This is a genomic window from Chromobacterium sp. CCUG 30098 (assembly GCF_059916605.1).
Map to the genome: position 1 here is coordinate 36,892 of NZ_JAUCGS010000008.1, position 14,699 is coordinate 51,590.

Consider the following 14,699-nt stretch of genomic DNA (forward strand, 5'->3'; position numbering starts at 1 on the left):
AGGTGATGATTGCGTGATTGCGCATGGATCTCTCCTCCCCCGCGCGGCGGCGCGGGCGAACAAACAGCCACTAAGTCGTCAATCAGGGGCGGGCGCCTTGGCGCGGACGAGGCGGGGCCGATAATGGCGGCGATAGGGACTTCGACTAGCCAGTAATAGCATCTTGAAAACCGGGCGTGCCTGTACTTTCGGACTGGGTCGGCGGCTCTGGTTACAGTCGTTACATATTGCGCGCTATGCCGTCCACCGCCTCCCCCCTAAAATGCACGCCATCTGACGGCGCCGCCGGCGCGCCGCCTCATCCAAGGGAAAGCAAGATCAATGAGAACAAAGGGATTCATCAGCCTGGCCCTGGCCGCCCTGCCGGCCTTGAGCCAAGCCGCCATGCCCATCGCCCAACTGAACCAGCACGCCGAGCGGATTTTCAAGGATAGCCAGGCGGTGGGCATGGTGATGGTGGTCGTCGACAAACAAGGCGGCCTGCAACGCTTTTACGGAGAAACCCGCCCGGGCAGCCGCCAGACGCCGGACGCCAATTCGCTGCTGCGCATCGCCAGCCTCAGCAAGCTGATGACCAGCGAAGTGCTGGCGGCCATGGTCCTGGACCAACGGCTCAAGCTGGACGATCCGCTGCGGAAGTTCGCGCCGGCGGGAAGCGCGCAGTCCAAGGCCCTGGCCGGCCAGCCCATCACCCTGCTCCACCTGGCCACCCACACCAGCGGCTTCCCGCGCGAACTGCCGGGCGTCAAGCCGCGCGACACGCCGGTTTTCGTCTGGCCCAATCAGCAGCAGCGCTGGCGCTGGCTGGCCAAGACCAAGGCCCGCTTCGCGCCGGGTCAGAGCGCGCAATACTCCAATCTGGCTTACGACTACCTGGCCGACGCGCTGGCCGTCGCCGCCGGCAAGCCCTATCCGGCACTGCTGCGCGACACCGTCACCGGGCCGCTGGCCATGCGCGACACCACCTTCAGCCCCAGCCCCGCCCAATGCGCGCGCCTGCTGCGCGGCGTGGAGGCCAGCCCCTGCGTCAACACCAGCGCGGCCATAGGCAGCGGCGGCGTCTATTCCACCGCCGCCGACATGCAACGCTGGCTGCAGGACCTGGTGCGGCCGCAAAACGAGCAGCGCAAGCGCCTGTACCAGCAAACCTTCCAGATGCGCTATCAGCGCGCCGAATTGCGCAGCCTCGCCGGCATGGACGTGCCCGGCAAGGCCGATGCGCTGGGCCTGGGCTGGGTGGCGATGCACGAACAGCCGGACACCCGGCCCTTCCTGCAAAAAACCGCCGGCGGCGGCGGCTTTTTCAGCTACGTCGCCATCGATCCCCAGCGGCAGACCGCGGTATGGGTGGCGCTGACCCGCGGCAAGCAGACCCGCTACCAGGCGATGAGCGACGGCGTGAACCAATTGCTGCTGGCGCTGAACCGCTCCTAAGAAAGCCGCTTGCGATTCGCCGCGCGTCGCGGTGCCCGATGCGGCAGACGCCGTTTCGAAATCCCCCTATCGCCCAGGCGCATGCGGCTTGATCGGACGCAAGGCCTCGCCTCGCTCGCGGGGCCTTGAACAGACGCCAAACGGCCCTGGCGACGCGCAGACGCCATGACTCGCGCCGCTCCTTCTTTTCCCACATCCTCATCGACAAGGAGGCATCGTCATGCCCGCAATGAATCGCCGCGTCCTGCTGCTGGCCTGCGCCGCGCTATCCGCCCACGCCCTGGCCGCCGCGCCTTCGCCCCAAGCCGCCGTCGACGCGGAAATCCCGGCGCTGATGCGCAAGCACGGCATCCCCGGCATGGCGGTGGGCCTCGCCGTCGACAGCGGCGTTCAGGTTTACAACTACGGCGTCGCCTCCAAGGCCGACCATAGGCCGGTAACGCGCGCCACGCTGTTCGAGATCGGCTCGCTCAGCAAAACCTTCACCGCCGCGCTAGCCAGCTATGCCCAGGCCGAAGGCCGGCTCTCGCTGGCCGACCCCGTGACCCAGCACCTGCCGGCGCTGGCCGGCGGCGGCCTGGAACGGGTCACGCTGCTGAACCTGGGCACTCAGACCTCAGGCCTGCCCTTGTTCGTGCCGGACGACGTCGACAACGCCGGCACATTGCGGCGATTCATGCGGCGCTGGCGCCCCAGGCAGCCGGCGGGCGGGCAGCGGGTCTATTCCAATATCGGCATCGGCGTCCTGGGCCAGATCGCCGCCGCCAGCATGCGCATGCCCTACGCGGCGGCGGTGGAAGGCAGGATCTTCGCCAAGCTGGGCATGGACAGCAGCTTCGTCAACGTCCCCGCCCAGAGAATGCGCGACTACGCCCAGGGCTACGACAAGAACGACAGGCCCGCGCGGCTGACTCCGGCCCTGCTGGCGGACGAGGCCTACGGCGTCAGGACCAGCGCCGCCGACCTGGCGCGCTTCCTCAACGCCAATATGGGCCTGCTGCCCATGGCGCCCAAGCTGCGGGCCGCGCTCGAGGACACCCATATCGGCTACTACCGCGCCGGGGTGCTGACCCAAGGCCTGATCTGGGAACAATACCCGTATCCGGTGGACCTGCCGCGGCTGCTGAGCGGCAATGCCCCCGCCTACATCTATCAGGGCATGCCGGCGCAGCGCCTGGATCCGCCGCTGCCGCCGCAAACGCGGGCCTTCATCAACAAGACCGGGTCCACCAACGGCTTTTCAGCTTACGCCGCCTATATCCCGGAAAAACGACTGGGCATCGTGCTCTTGGCCAACAAGTCCTATCCGCTGGCCGAGCGAGTGAGCGCCGCCTACCGCATCCTGGCGCGGCTGGACGGCGGACTCGCGCCCGCCGCTCAACCATGATCCCGCACGGCCGTCGTCGCTAACCGGCGGTCTTGAGCACAACGATGGACGCGACCAGCAGCGACAGATAGGCAAGCTTTTTATTGCTCTTTTTATCGCCCCAGAACAGGATGCCGGTCACCACCGTGCCCACCACGCCAATCCCGGTATAAGCGGCGTAAGCAATAGACATGTCTATGGTTTTCATCGCCAGATAGAGAAGGAACAAGGAGCTGCTCAAGCCCGTCGCATACAGCGCGCAGCCCCTGACATACCGCTTCAGCGCGATGTCCCGTATCCCCACCACCACCAGAATTTCCAGCACGCCCGCCGCCAACAGATAAAGCCAGTCCATTTCAGTCTTTCACTTGCTTGAGTTGCACCACCGAAAACAGGATCACCGCAATCGCCAGCATCGCCACCGGACTGAACGGCTTGCCGAACAAGGCCACATCCAACAGATAAGCGCCTACGGTTCCGAAGATCACGAAAAACACATAGGCGGTCGACGCGCCCATTCTCTTGGTCGCCAGCACCAGCAAGGAGAAACTGCCGATGATGCAGACAATGGTCGCCAACCATTCCAATGCGCTTTCCGAGCGCTTCAAACCCGCGGCCCACAGTACTTCCAAACCGCTGGCAAACAGCAACAATACCCAGCTAAGCATCTTTAACGCCCCTTCCCCGACTCAATCATCAAAGCCCGTTCAGCCGTCGCGGCACACGCCCGGAGCCTATTTACGCACCCTCGGGCAAGAACGGAAAAACCCTGCGGCGGCCCACTTGATAATGAGCGCGCCAAGAACGTCTTCAGCGCTCCGCCAATCGCTCAATATCTTGGAACGCGTCCCGCCACTCCTGCTCGCTCATCTCGGCCAGGCCGAAGTAGCGCAGCATGAACGCCCCTTCCACCGCCAGATAGGCCACGCGCGCGCGGCGGCCCTCCTCGGTGGCCACGTCCAGCTTGCCCAAGCGCTCGGCATGCCAGGCCCGCACCCAGTCTTTCTGATCCTTGGACTCCAGCATGGCGCTCAGATGGCAGGCGGCGCGGGCGATCAAGGCCTCTTCCGTCGCGGTGATGCGGACATGGGTTTTGACTTGCTCGACGCTGGACAGCTGTTCGGCGGCGACGCCCGCGGTTTTCTCGAAACACGCGTCGTAGTGCTTGCCCCAGCGCTCCAACATGGCGTTGACCAGATTGCGCTTGGCGCCGAAACAGGACTGGACCCCGCCCTTGCTGATGCCCACGGCCTTGGCCACGGCGTCTATGGTGAGGGCGGCCGCCCCCTTGCGTTCTATGATCTCTTCCGCCGCGTCCAACACCTGATTGCGATCGATGGATCTGGGTTTGCTCACGATGCCTCCCGGCTCATTGAATACATACGTATGCATTCTATTGAATCCCAGGAAATAGCGTCAAGCGCGCGATGGGCGTCGCAACTAGGCCGGCGCCAGTTCCTGAGTGAACAAGGTCTGGCCGGCCACGTCCTTCAGCCTCACCGTCATCGCGCGGCTGCGGGCGTCTATGTCCACCTGGCCGAAGAACTGCATGCCGGCCAGCGGCGACAGGTTCTGCGTCTCCGGCGCCTTCTGGTACACCACCTTGGGGCCGAAAGTCATGTCCAGCGGATTGGGACCGAAGGTGCCGGCGTTCAACGGACCGGAGACGAACTCCCAGAACGGATTGAAGTCCGCGAAAGCGGCGCGTTCCGGATGGTAATGATGGGCGGCGGTGTAATGCACGTCGGCGGTGAACCACACCACGTTGCGGATATCGCGGCGCTTGATCTCGCCCAGCAGCCAGGCCAGCTCCAGTTCGCGCCCCAGCGGCCGGCCGTGGTCGCCGTTGGCCATCGCCTCCCAGCGCGCGCTGCCGTCCGCGTTCTTGCCGTCGGCCACCTGCAGGCCCAGCGGCATGTCCGCCATCACCGCCTTCCAGACGCCCTTGGAAGCCTGCAAGCCTTCCAACAGCCATTGCAGCTGCGCCCGGCCCATGAAGTTCGCGCCCGGCTCGCCCTCCCGCTGCAGGTTGGCGCCGTTGGCGTCGCGATAGCTGCGCATGTCCAGCACGAAGACATCCAGCAACGGCCCTTGCGGCAGATGGCGATACACCCGCTCGTCCTCGCCGTTGCCGTGAAGCCGCAGCGGCGCGTACTCCAGAAAGGCGCGGGTGGCGCGCGCCTGCAACACGCCTATGTTTTTCTCGCGGTAACGCGGGTCGGCGGACAAGTCCTTGCCGTCGGACCAGTTGTTGACCACCTCGTGGTCGTCCCATTGCCAGATCTGCGGCACCTCGGCGGCAAAGCGCCTCACATTGGCGTCCATCAGGTTGTAGCGATAGCGGCCGCGGTATTCGTCCAGCGTCTCCGCCACCTTGCTCACTTCCGGCGTCAGCAGATTGCGCCAGATCTTGCCGCCCTCCACCGCCGTCTCGGCCGCCATCGGGCCGTCTGCGTAAATGGTGTCGCCGCAATGCACGAAGAAATCCGGCCGCTGCCGGCGCATGGTTTCGTAGATGCGCATTCCGCCCCAGTCCGGATTGATGCCGTAGCCCTGGCCGGCGGTGTCGCCGGACCAGACAAAGCGCAGATCGCGCGCCGTTTCCGCCACAGTGCGAAAGCTCCCTGTCACCGGCTCGGACCAGGCCCGCGGATGGACCGCGTCTTCAAAACGCGCTCTCACATACAGCCGCTCGCCGGCCGGCAGGCCGCTCAGATCCACGCGCGCGGTGAAGTCGCCGGCCTCGGTCGCCCAGGGGCCCCGCACCTGGCGCGGGCTGGCGAAGCGCTCGCTGCGGTCCCACTCCACCACCAGGCGCGAGGTCCGATCGGAGCGCGCCCAGACAATGGCGCGGTCCGCGCTCGCGTCGCCGATCTGGATGCCGGAATTCATCCGCGGGCGCAGACGGTCCGAGCTGACGACGGCCGGCGCGGCCAGCGCCGGCCCGGCCAGCAACAGGCCGCCTCCGGCAAGCGAGGTTTTCAAAAAACGGCGGCGATCCATGGCGTTCTCCGGTGTTGATCAAGACAGTCAAAACGCCGATCTTGCCGCGGCAAGATGACGCCAGGATGTCCCGCTAGCGGATTTTACGTATTTCATTCGCGCGCTTGATCGCATATACCTCAAACACCCCGCCGCGCGGCCCCCCGAGCCGGCCCGCAGTCAACGGGCTCCGCCAACAGGTTCAAAGGAAAGCACATGCTCTGGGACCCCGGGCCGCCCCCGCCTTTCTCCTCGCTGTTCGAGCACGCTCCGCTGGCAAGCTATCAGGCTCTCCCGGCCAAATTCCGCCTGGAATGGGGCCCCGTCTACTATCGCGGCCGCCTGGACGGCAGCGCCAAGGTGCTGATCGTGGGACAGGACCCGTCCGCCGATGAAAACCTGACGCGCCGCGCCATGGTCGGCACCGCCGGCCAGCGGGTGCAGGGCTTTTTGCGCAAGCTGGGCCTGGACCGTTCCTACGTGATCGTCAACGCCAGCCTGTACAGCATTTACGGCCAGTTCGACACCGAGATGGCCGGCTTCATGGACCAGGCCGCGGTGCGCGCCTGGCGCAATCAATTGCTGGACCAGCTCAAGCAACCCGGCCTGCAAGCGGTGATCGGCTTTGGCAAGGCGGCGGCCAAGGTGCTGGACGACTGGCCCGGCGCGGCGTCCTTCAAGGCCGCGCAGCGGCTGTTCCAGCCGCAGCATCCCACCGCGCGCTCGCCCGGCGCGCTGCTCAAATCCTGGAACCAGACCCTGGCCGCGCTGGCGCCCTTGCTGAACCCGGACCCCGGCCTTGCGCCGGACCCCACGCCCTATGAGCTGACGGGCTTTCGCGAGCAGGATCTGGCGCGGATTCCCGCCGCGGACCTGCCCTTCGGCATGCCGGCCTGGCTGGGCCAGGGCGATATGGCCACGCGGGTGATCAAGGGCCAGGCCAAACTGAAAACCCCGGCCGCCAACGCCTCCATTCTGTGGACGGCGCAGGCGGACCAGGGCTGAACCGGCGGGAGAAGCAAATGAAAAGCCTGGGATGGCTGCTGTGCGCCGCCGCGCTGTTGCCGGCCCACGCCGGGGTGACGGTGACGCCGGGCGACGACGAACACTTGGTGATACGCGGCCGCCTGGTGCTGGCGGAACAAGAGAGCGACGGCCGGCTGGTGCTGGCCGGCGACCGCATCGTCTGCGCCGGCGCGGACTGCGCCGAGCCCCCCGGCGCCACCGTGCTGGACGTGAGCGAGGGCTACGTCTTTCCCGGCTTCATCGACGCCCACAACCACGTGGCCTACAACGCGCTGCCCAAGTGGACGCCGCCCAAGCTCTACCAGAACCGCGGGCAATGGCAGCGCGCCGCCGCCTACAAAACCTTCAAACGCCCCTACGATCAATTGAAGAAAAGCGGCCTGATCTGCGAAATGGTGAAATACGGCGAGGCCAAGGCGCTGATCAGCGGCGTCACCACCATACAAGGCTCGCCCGCCGGCCGCTGCCTGCAAGGGCTGATCCGCAATGCGGAGAACCCCCAGTCCGGCCTGCCGGTCTCCTCCGCCCACGTCCGCACCTTCATCCTGGACGTCGGCGGCGCGCCCAAGATCGACTGGAACGCGACCGACGCCTTCCTGATCCACGTCGCCGAAGGCGTGGACGCCGACGCGCTGGCGGAGTTCTCCACGCTCAAGGCCAAGGGCCTGCTCGCCCCCGGCACCGCCGTCATCCACGGCACCGCCTTCGGCGACGAGGAGTTCCGCCAGATGGGCGCGGCGGGCAGCAAGCTGATCTGGTCCCCGCAAAGCAATCTGGCCCTGTACGGCCGCACCACCCGCGTCGACCTCGCCTTGCGCCACGGCGTGCCGGTCTCGCTGGGCGTGGATTGGAACCCCACCGGCAGCGACAATCTGTTCGACGAACTGCGCGTGGCGGAAAGCGTCAACCGCCGGCAATTCCAAAGCGCGATCCGGGAACGGGACTGGGTGGCCATGATCACCCGCCACCCGGCGCGGGCGCTGGCCCTGGACGACTACATCGGCGAACTGCGCGCCGGCCTGAAAGCCGACGTCGTCATCCTGTCCAGCCGCGCCGCCGCCCCCGGCCAGGCGCTGCTGGACGCCAGGCTGCGCGACGTGGCCGCGGTGCTGGTGGGCGGCCGGCTGCTTTACGGCGACAGCGACGCGATGGCGGCGGCCGGCCGCGCCGATTGCGACGCGCTGACCGTGGACGGCGCGCCCAAACGGCTCTGCATGCAAACCGCCAAAACGCCCAAGGGCGAGCAGCGGCTGGACGACGTCCGCGCCGCGCTGCGCAGGGTCTACGCCGGCGTGGCGCCGCTGGCGCCCTGAGCCCGCCGCTCAAAGTCCGCGCTCCGCGACAGCGCCGATCCGGCGGCGCGCGCCCATGCCCGCCGGTCCCCGCGGCGTCTCCGGCATGCGTGGATACGCAATGGACATTCCACTCCCTGCTTACGAGTGCATATGCTATAAAACAGCAAAATATGATTAATTCATAAACACCAAATCCGTTGATCAATGGAGCTTTGGCGCATGCAGCAAACTCCCGCCTCCGGCAACGACGCCTTCGAGTTTCTGTCCACGCTGCCGCCCAGCCGCGCGCAGCGCCGGCTGGCCCTGGCCGCCATCGTGGTGTCCATGCTGGTCTTCGTCTGCGCGCTGCCCTTCGCCAAGCTGCCCCTGCCCAAGGTGCCCGCCTTCATTCCCGCCTATCAGGCGGCGATGGCGGTCTGCGATCTGGTCACCGCGGCGCTGTTGTTCGGCCAGTACGCGATCTTGCGCGCTCGCGCCTTGCTGGCCTTGGCGACGGGCTATTTGTTCACCGCGCTGATGGCGATGGCGCATTCGCTGACCTTCCCCGGCGTGTTCGCGCCGGGCGGCCTGCTGGGCGCCGGGCCGCAGACCACGGCCTGGATGTATATGTTCTGGCACGGCGGCTTTCCGCTGATGGTGCTGGCCTACGCGCTGCTCGCCCAGCGCAACGACGGCCCCAAGCGCTTCGCCAGCGCGCTGCCGGCGGTGCTGGGCTGCGTCGCCGGCTCGCTGGCGCTGATGGCGGCGCTGACGGCGCTGGCCACGCTGGGCCATCCCTGGTTTCCCCCCATCATGCAAGGCAGCCGCTACACCCCCATCATGTTCGGCGTGGTGTCCGCGGTTTGGGGCTTCAGCGCGCTGGCGCTGCTGCTCTTGCTGCGGCGCTGGACGCGCACCTTGCTGGATGTCTGGCTGGCGGTGGTGATGACGGCCTGGCTGTGCGACATCGCCCTGTCCGCCATGCTCAACGCCAGCCGCTTCGACCTGGGCTTTTACGCCGGCCGCGGCTACGGCCTCTTGTCCGCCAGCTTCGTGCTGATCATCCTGCTGCTGGAAAACGGCCTGCTTTACGCGCGGCTGGCGGACACCGCCGGACAATTGCGCGTGGCCAAGCAGCAGGCGGAAGACGCCACCCAGGCCAAATCGATGTTCCTGGCCAATATGAGCCATGAAATCCGCACGCCGATGAACGCCATCATCGGCATGTCCTATCTGGCGCTTAAAACCAAGCTGAGCGGGCAACAGCGCGACTACGTCAACAAAATCCACAACGCAGGCACCTCCCTGCTGGGCATCATCAACGACATCCTGGACTTCTCCAAGGTGGAGGCCGGCAAGCTGGAAATGGAGGCCGAACCGTTCTGGCTGGACGATGTGCTGGAGGCGGTGTCCTCGCTGGTGGCGCAAAAGGCGACGGACAAATCGCTGGAATTGCTGTTCGAAGTGGGGTCGGACGTGCCCAAGGGGCTGGTGGGCGACGCCCTGCGGCTCAGCCAGGTGCTGATCAATTTGAGCAATAACGCGATCAAGTTCACGGAAAAGGGCCAAGTGGCCATCATCATCAGCCGGCTGGAACAAGTGGGCGACAAGGTCCAGCTGCGTTTCTGCGTGCACGACACCGGCATCGGCATGAGCGAGGAACAGGCGGCGCGGCTGTTCCAGCCGTTCAGCCAGGCCGACGGCTCCACCACCCGCCGCTTTGGCGGCACCGGCCTGGGCCTGACCATCGCCAAGCGGCTGGTGGAGCTGATGGGCGGCTCCATCCGGGTGGAATCCGCCCCCGGCTGGGGCAGCCTGTTCATGTTCAACGCCTGGCTGGGCGTGTCCTCCGCCGTGGACACCCGCCGCCAGGGCCTGCCCGGAGAGATCAAGGGCCTGCGCGTGCTGGTGGTGGACGACAACGCCTCGGCGCGGGACATCCTGTCCGACCAACTGCGCTCACTGGGCTTCTACGCCCACGCCTGCGCCTCCGGGCCGGAGGCGGTGGCGGCGATCGCCCAGGCCAATCTGGACCGGCCTTTCGACGCGGTCTTCGTGGACTGGATGATGCCGGGCATGAACGGGGTGGAAACCATCTCCCAGATTCGCAGCATCAGCCGCAGCATCAAGGTGGTGCTGGCCACCGCCTTCGGCCGCGACGACGTGCGCGCCCAGGGCGAGCTGAGCGGCTGCGACGCGGTCCTGATCAAGCCCGTCAGCCTGTCCTCGCTCTACGACGTGGTGCTGGCGATGTTCGGACCGCAACGGGACCACGGCCTGGTGGCGCTGACCGAGGAATTGCCGCGGCTGGACGGCGTGCGCCTGCTCTTGGTGGAAGACAATCTGGTGAATCAGCAGATCGCCGTGGAACTGCTGGGCGACGCGGGCGCGCTGGTGACCTTGGCCAATCACGGCGGCGAAGCGCTGGCGCGTCTGGCCGCGATGGGGCCGCAAGGCTTCGACGCGGTATTGATGGATGTGCAGATGCCGGTGCTGGACGGCATCTCGGCCACCCGGCAGATCAAGGCCGATCCCCAGTTCGCCTCCTTGCCGGTGCTGGCGATGACGGCCGACGCGCTGTCGGAGGAGCGGGAGGACTGCATGAGCGCCGGCATGGACGACTACATCGCCAAGCCGATAGACCCGCATACGATGTTCCAGACCCTGCTGCGCTGGGTGAAGCCGATCCCCCCAGGCGCGGAGATCCACCGCGCCTCCTCGTCCGCGCTGGCGCTGCCGGACATCCCCGGCCTGGATCAACAGGCCGGCTTGAAACGCGTGGCCGGCAAGCGCGAGCTGTATCTGCACCTGCTGCGCCAATTCATCGCCGAGGAAGCGGACGCCGCCGCGCGGCTGTCCGCGGCGCTGGAAATCGGCGACTACGTCCAGGCCGAACGCACCGTGCACACGCTCAAAGGCGTCAGCGGCAATGTGGGCTGCGTGCAGTTGCAGGAGGCGGCCACCGTGCTGGAGCGGGATTTGCGCGCGCGCGGCGCCATTCATCTGGCGCCGCTGGAACAGGCGCTGGAACAGGTGATGACGGCGCTACGCGCCGGTCTGGAAGCGGAAGACCGCTTATCCGGCGCCGGCGCGCCGACGGCGGACGCGCCGGCCGGCCCGGCGCTGCTGCAACAACTGGCCGCCCTGCTGGCCGCCAGCGACGGCGACGCGCTGGAACTGTTCCTGCAACAGACGCCGGCGCTGCGCGCCCTGTTCGGCCCCGATGAATTCGCCGACTTCGAAAAAGCGCTGAACCACTTCGATTTCGTCAACGCGCTGACTCTGCTGCGCCACGCCGCGGCCGCCCAGCGCATCCCCTTGCCGGAGGACATAAGATGACGGACTCCGCCCCGACGGCCCCGCGTCAGACCGTTCTGATCGTGGACGACACCCCGGAAAACCTCACCTTGCTGTATGGCTTGCTGAAAGACCATTATCGGACCCAAATCGCCAACAGCGGCGAGCGCGCGCTGGAACTGCTGGAAGGCGACGCGCTGCCGGATTTGCTGCTCTTGGATGTGATGATGCCCGGCATCGGCGGCTTCGAGACGTGCCGCCAGGTCAAGGCCAACCCGCGGACCGCGCGCATCCCGGTGATCTTTCTGACCGCGATGGGCGAGAACGAGAACGAACAGGCCGGCTTCGACGCCGGCGCGGTGGATTACATCATCAAGCCCATCTCGCCGCCCATCGTGCTGGCCCGGGTCAAAACCCATCTGAGGCTCAAGGCCGCCGCCGACTTTCTGGAAGACAAGGCCGCCTTCCTGCAAACCGAAGTGGAACGCCGCATCCACGAGGTGCAAGTGGTTCAGGACGTCACCATCCTGGCGCTGGCCTCGCTGGCGGAAACTCGCGACCATGAAACCGGCAACCATCTGCGCCGGACGCAGAACTACGTGCTCGCCCTGTGCACCCAATTGCGCAATCACCCGCGCTTCCAGGCCGTGCTGGAAGAGGAGACCATCCAGGAACTGTTCAAATCCGCGCCCTTGCACGATATCGGCAAGGTGGGCATTCCGGACGACATCCTGCTCAAACCGGGCAAGCTGACGCCGGAAGAGTTCGAAATCATGAAAACCCACACCACGCTGGGACGCGACACCATCGCCGCGGCGGAGCGGCTGCTGGACTCCCCCAGCAGCTTTCTGCGCCACGCCAAGGAGATCGCCTACAGTCATCAGGAAAAATGGGACGGCAGCGGCTACCCCCAGGGCCTGACCGGCGACGACATTCCGGTGTCCGCCCGGCTGATGGCGGTGGCGGACGTCTACGACGCCCTGATATCCCGCCGCGTCTACAAGCCCCCCTTCCCCCATGAGCAGGCGGTCGCCATCATCCGCGAAGGCAGCGGCAAGCATTTCGACCCGGACATCGTCGCCGCCTTCCTGAGCATGACGGAAACCTTCCGCGCCATCGCCCTGCGCTATACCGACTAAGCCCCCCCCTCCCAACCAAGCGCCGCGCCAAGACCGCGCAGTATTCCGCAACAGCAATAAAAAAAACAGCCCGCGCCGGATAAACGGCGAAGGCTGTTTTTACATTCCAATCAAAGCGCCATGGCCGCCCTCAGCGCTTTTTCATTTGTGGGGACGCCGTTTAGGAAAGCAGAGATTTAACGGTGCTGCTGGTTTTATGCTCCACCAGCAAGGGCTCCATACTGTCTCTTTTAGTCACGTCCAGATCATGCTTGGAAATGATTTCCTTCAATTGGCAAGCCAATTCCGACATGCTGTACGAGCCCGCTTCAATATCGATCAGCAAACCGTCCACCCGGCTGCGGCTCATGCGGTTGCTTTTCCACTTGCGCTCGAAGCCGCCCGCGGCGGCCAGGCTGGACAAGGCCGCGGCGATCGAGGTCAACACCGTGGAATAACCCTTCAGGTCATGCCCTTGCACCTGCAGCAAGCCGCCCACCACCACGCTGCAGAGAATCGATCCGAAAATGGCCGTATGATGGGCGAAGCTCCAAAGCCGCTGACCTTTGCTAAACCAGTTTCGCCATCTCATGGCTTCCTGCCTGAGCGCCTCTTTATCCATCATATTTCCTCCTCGCTGAGAAGTACGCATTTGCGGCCAGTCATGAAGTCAACATAGTCAATCCAACTGAAGTTGCAAATATTGACGCGTAAAAAGCCCATTAATTTGAAATGGCCCTGGCCGAATTCGACGCTTGAAGGAACAACGCTTAAAAACTGAAATTTCCCGGAAGACCCGGCGCGTCCCAGAAAAGCGGAAAGAGAAAATCCGGGACGCCCCGCTCAAAAGCGCATCGATAAATCTATCAATCTAGACCACGGTCTTGATTCCCGAAAGTCTGATTTCCCCCTTTCCGCGCGGCGACGCTTGCAAGAGAAATCCTGAATCTGTTTCAAGCGGAACCCTATGACAATCGTCGTCTCTCGCCGACGCCGCGCCCTGCTCCGGCCCCCGACGGCGCTTGAATTCGTACGAAAAGCGCCGCGGAACTAGCCTTGGCCGCGCATTGTCTATATAATCTGGATTCTTATCTGGGGGCGACCTGGTTTCGACGAGGGTTGCGAAGCAGATGAGGGCATACCGGGATTTCAGTCACCCCGTAAAACACTGAGTTTATTTAGTCGCAAACGACGAAACTTACGCTCTGGCAGCCTAAGGGCTAGCTAGACACTACAACGGTTCGCAGATGGGCCGGGGGCGTCAAAACCCTGTAGTGTCACTTTACATCTGCTAGTGCTATGTCGGGTTACTTGGCATAGTGCGAAACAATAGGTAACTCGCCAAAGTCCAGCCTGTCCGTCGGCGTGGCAGCGGTTAAATCCAAATGACACGACTAAGTATGTAGAACTCACTGTAGAGGACTTTCGGACGCGGGTTCGATTCCCGCCGCCTCCACCACCAATTCCTAGCAAAATCAATTGCTTACGAAACAAAGCCCCGTTCATACGGGGCTTTTTTTTGGGCTATTTGGGGTAGGTTGGTCAGCCTTTTGGTCAGCCTTCCCGGTGCCCTATTCTTCCGTTCTTACCACCGTCCCCAGATGCATACCAATGGGCGGCGCACAGCCGCTATCAGCATCGCATGCCATTCCATCCGGGACAAGTGCCTCCATCGACCAGCCCCGCCGGGTAAACCTTCAGTACTCGGTTGACATCCAACATCCATCGTGTAATTTGAATTTGTACGCATTCAAATTTCACGATCATGACTTCACACCCACCCAGCCGGCCAGCCGCCGGCGGCCTGCTGCTGCCCGTCGCCGCCGCCCCGGTGCGCGCCGGCTTCCCCTCCCCGGCTGACGACTACCTCGACGACGCCATCAGTCTGGACGGCTATTTGATCAGCGACCCGGCCGCGACATTCCTTGTCCGCGTCCGCGGCGACTCAATGCGCGGCGCCGGCATCGATGAAGGCGATCTCCTGGTTGTCGACAAAGGTCTGACGGCAAATCACGGCGACATCATCATCGCCGTTGTCGACGGCGAGTTCACCGTCAAGCGGCTTCACAACACCTGGCGCTCGATGTACCCCCGGCAGATCGTGGACGGCATTCAGCGCGATTTGATGCTGACGTGCTACAAGGGACTGACGGATAAGGGTGTGTCGCGGAGGTAGAACAAAAGAAGCCAAGTGGGCCCCAA

The 14,699-nt window shown here is 64.8% G+C and carries 12 protein-coding genes and 1 other RNA gene; 8 read left to right on the plus strand and 5 right to left on the minus strand.

Features of this window, described 5'->3' with window-relative positions:
* Nucleotides 1-321: 321 nt before the first annotated feature.
* Entirely contained in the window at nt 322-1,434 is a 1,113-nt protein-coding gene (gene ampH / locus QUG03_RS17245) for a D-alanyl-D-alanine-carboxypeptidase/endopeptidase AmpH (RefSeq protein ID WP_488905807.1), read from the plus strand.
* A 220-nt stretch (nt 1,435-1,654) separates the two neighbouring features.
* On the plus strand, nt 1,655-2,821 hold the full coding sequence (gene blaCHC, locus QUG03_RS17250; protein WP_199225878.1) for a CHC family extended-spectrum class C beta-lactamase: 1,167 nt from the start codon (nt 1,655-1,657) through the stop codon (nt 2,819-2,821).
* Between the two features lie 19 nt (nt 2,822-2,840).
* Here the strand turns inward: blaCHC and QUG03_RS17255 are convergent, their stop codons facing one another.
* The 4 genes from QUG03_RS17255 to QUG03_RS17270 form a co-directional block, all read right to left on the minus strand.
* Complete coding sequence (locus QUG03_RS17255; RefSeq protein WP_227103540.1) at nt 2,841-3,155, minus strand: DMT family transporter; 315 nt, start codon at nt 3,153-3,155, stop codon at nt 2,841-2,843.
* A 1-nt stretch (nt 3,156) separates the two neighbouring features.
* Nucleotides 3,157-3,468, minus strand: coding sequence for a DMT family transporter (locus QUG03_RS17260; protein ID WP_235088289.1), 312 nt, complete (start codon nt 3,466-3,468; stop codon nt 3,157-3,159).
* Between the two features lie 142 nt (nt 3,469-3,610).
* A complete protein-coding gene (locus QUG03_RS17265) occupies nt 3,611-4,156 on the minus strand; it encodes a TetR/AcrR family transcriptional regulator (RefSeq protein ID WP_227103543.1) in 546 nt (181 codons plus the stop codon).
* A gap of 84 nt (nt 4,157-4,240) precedes the next feature.
* Nucleotides 4,241-5,803, minus strand: coding sequence for an alkaline phosphatase D family protein (locus tag QUG03_RS17270; RefSeq protein ID WP_500820489.1), 1,563 nt, complete (start codon nt 5,801-5,803; stop codon nt 4,241-4,243).
* 195 nt (nt 5,804-5,998) lie between these two features.
* On the opposite strand from QUG03_RS17270, the gene QUG03_RS17275 reads away from it, so the two are divergent.
* The 4 genes from QUG03_RS17275 (at nt 5,999) to QUG03_RS17290 (ending at nt 12,518) form a co-directional block, all read left to right on the plus strand.
* Nucleotides 5,999-6,787, plus strand: a complete 789-nt coding sequence (locus QUG03_RS17275) for a uracil-DNA glycosylase family protein (protein ID WP_500820490.1) — start codon at nt 5,999-6,001, stop codon at nt 6,785-6,787.
* Nucleotides 6,788-6,804: 17 nt separating this feature from the next.
* Nucleotides 6,805-8,121 (plus strand): amidohydrolase family protein, encoded by a 1,317-nt coding sequence (locus tag QUG03_RS17280; protein ID WP_500820491.1) that lies wholly within the window; start codon nt 6,805-6,807, stop codon nt 8,119-8,121.
* Nucleotides 8,122-8,322: 201 nt separating this feature from the next.
* The gene (locus QUG03_RS17285) at nt 8,323-11,421 is read left to right on the plus strand and encodes a response regulator (protein WP_500820492.1); all 3,099 of its coding nucleotides are present in this window, start codon (nt 8,323-8,325) and stop codon (nt 11,419-11,421) included.
* On the plus strand, nt 11,418-12,518 hold the full coding sequence (locus QUG03_RS17290) for an HD domain-containing phosphohydrolase (protein WP_486635351.1): 1,101 nt from the start codon (nt 11,418-11,420) through the stop codon (nt 12,516-12,518). The genes QUG03_RS17285 and QUG03_RS17290 overlap by 4 nt, the downstream gene beginning before the upstream one ends.
* A 160-nt stretch (nt 12,519-12,678) precedes the next feature.
* On the opposite strand, the gene QUG03_RS17295 is transcribed toward QUG03_RS17290, so the two are convergent.
* Nucleotides 12,679-13,122, minus strand: coding sequence for a hypothetical protein (locus QUG03_RS17295; RefSeq protein ID WP_146176650.1), 444 nt, complete (start codon nt 13,120-13,122; stop codon nt 12,679-12,681).
* 469 nt (nt 13,123-13,591) lie between these two features.
* On the opposite strand from QUG03_RS17295, the gene ssrA reads away from it, so the two are divergent.
* Nucleotides 13,592-13,956: a transfer-messenger RNA gene (gene ssrA, locus QUG03_RS17300) on the plus strand.
* Between the two features lie 306 nt (nt 13,957-14,262).
* Nucleotides 14,263-14,673, plus strand: a complete 411-nt coding sequence (locus QUG03_RS17305; RefSeq protein WP_500820493.1) for a LexA family protein — start codon at nt 14,263-14,265, stop codon at nt 14,671-14,673.
* Nucleotides 14,674-14,699: the final 26 nt, after the last annotated feature.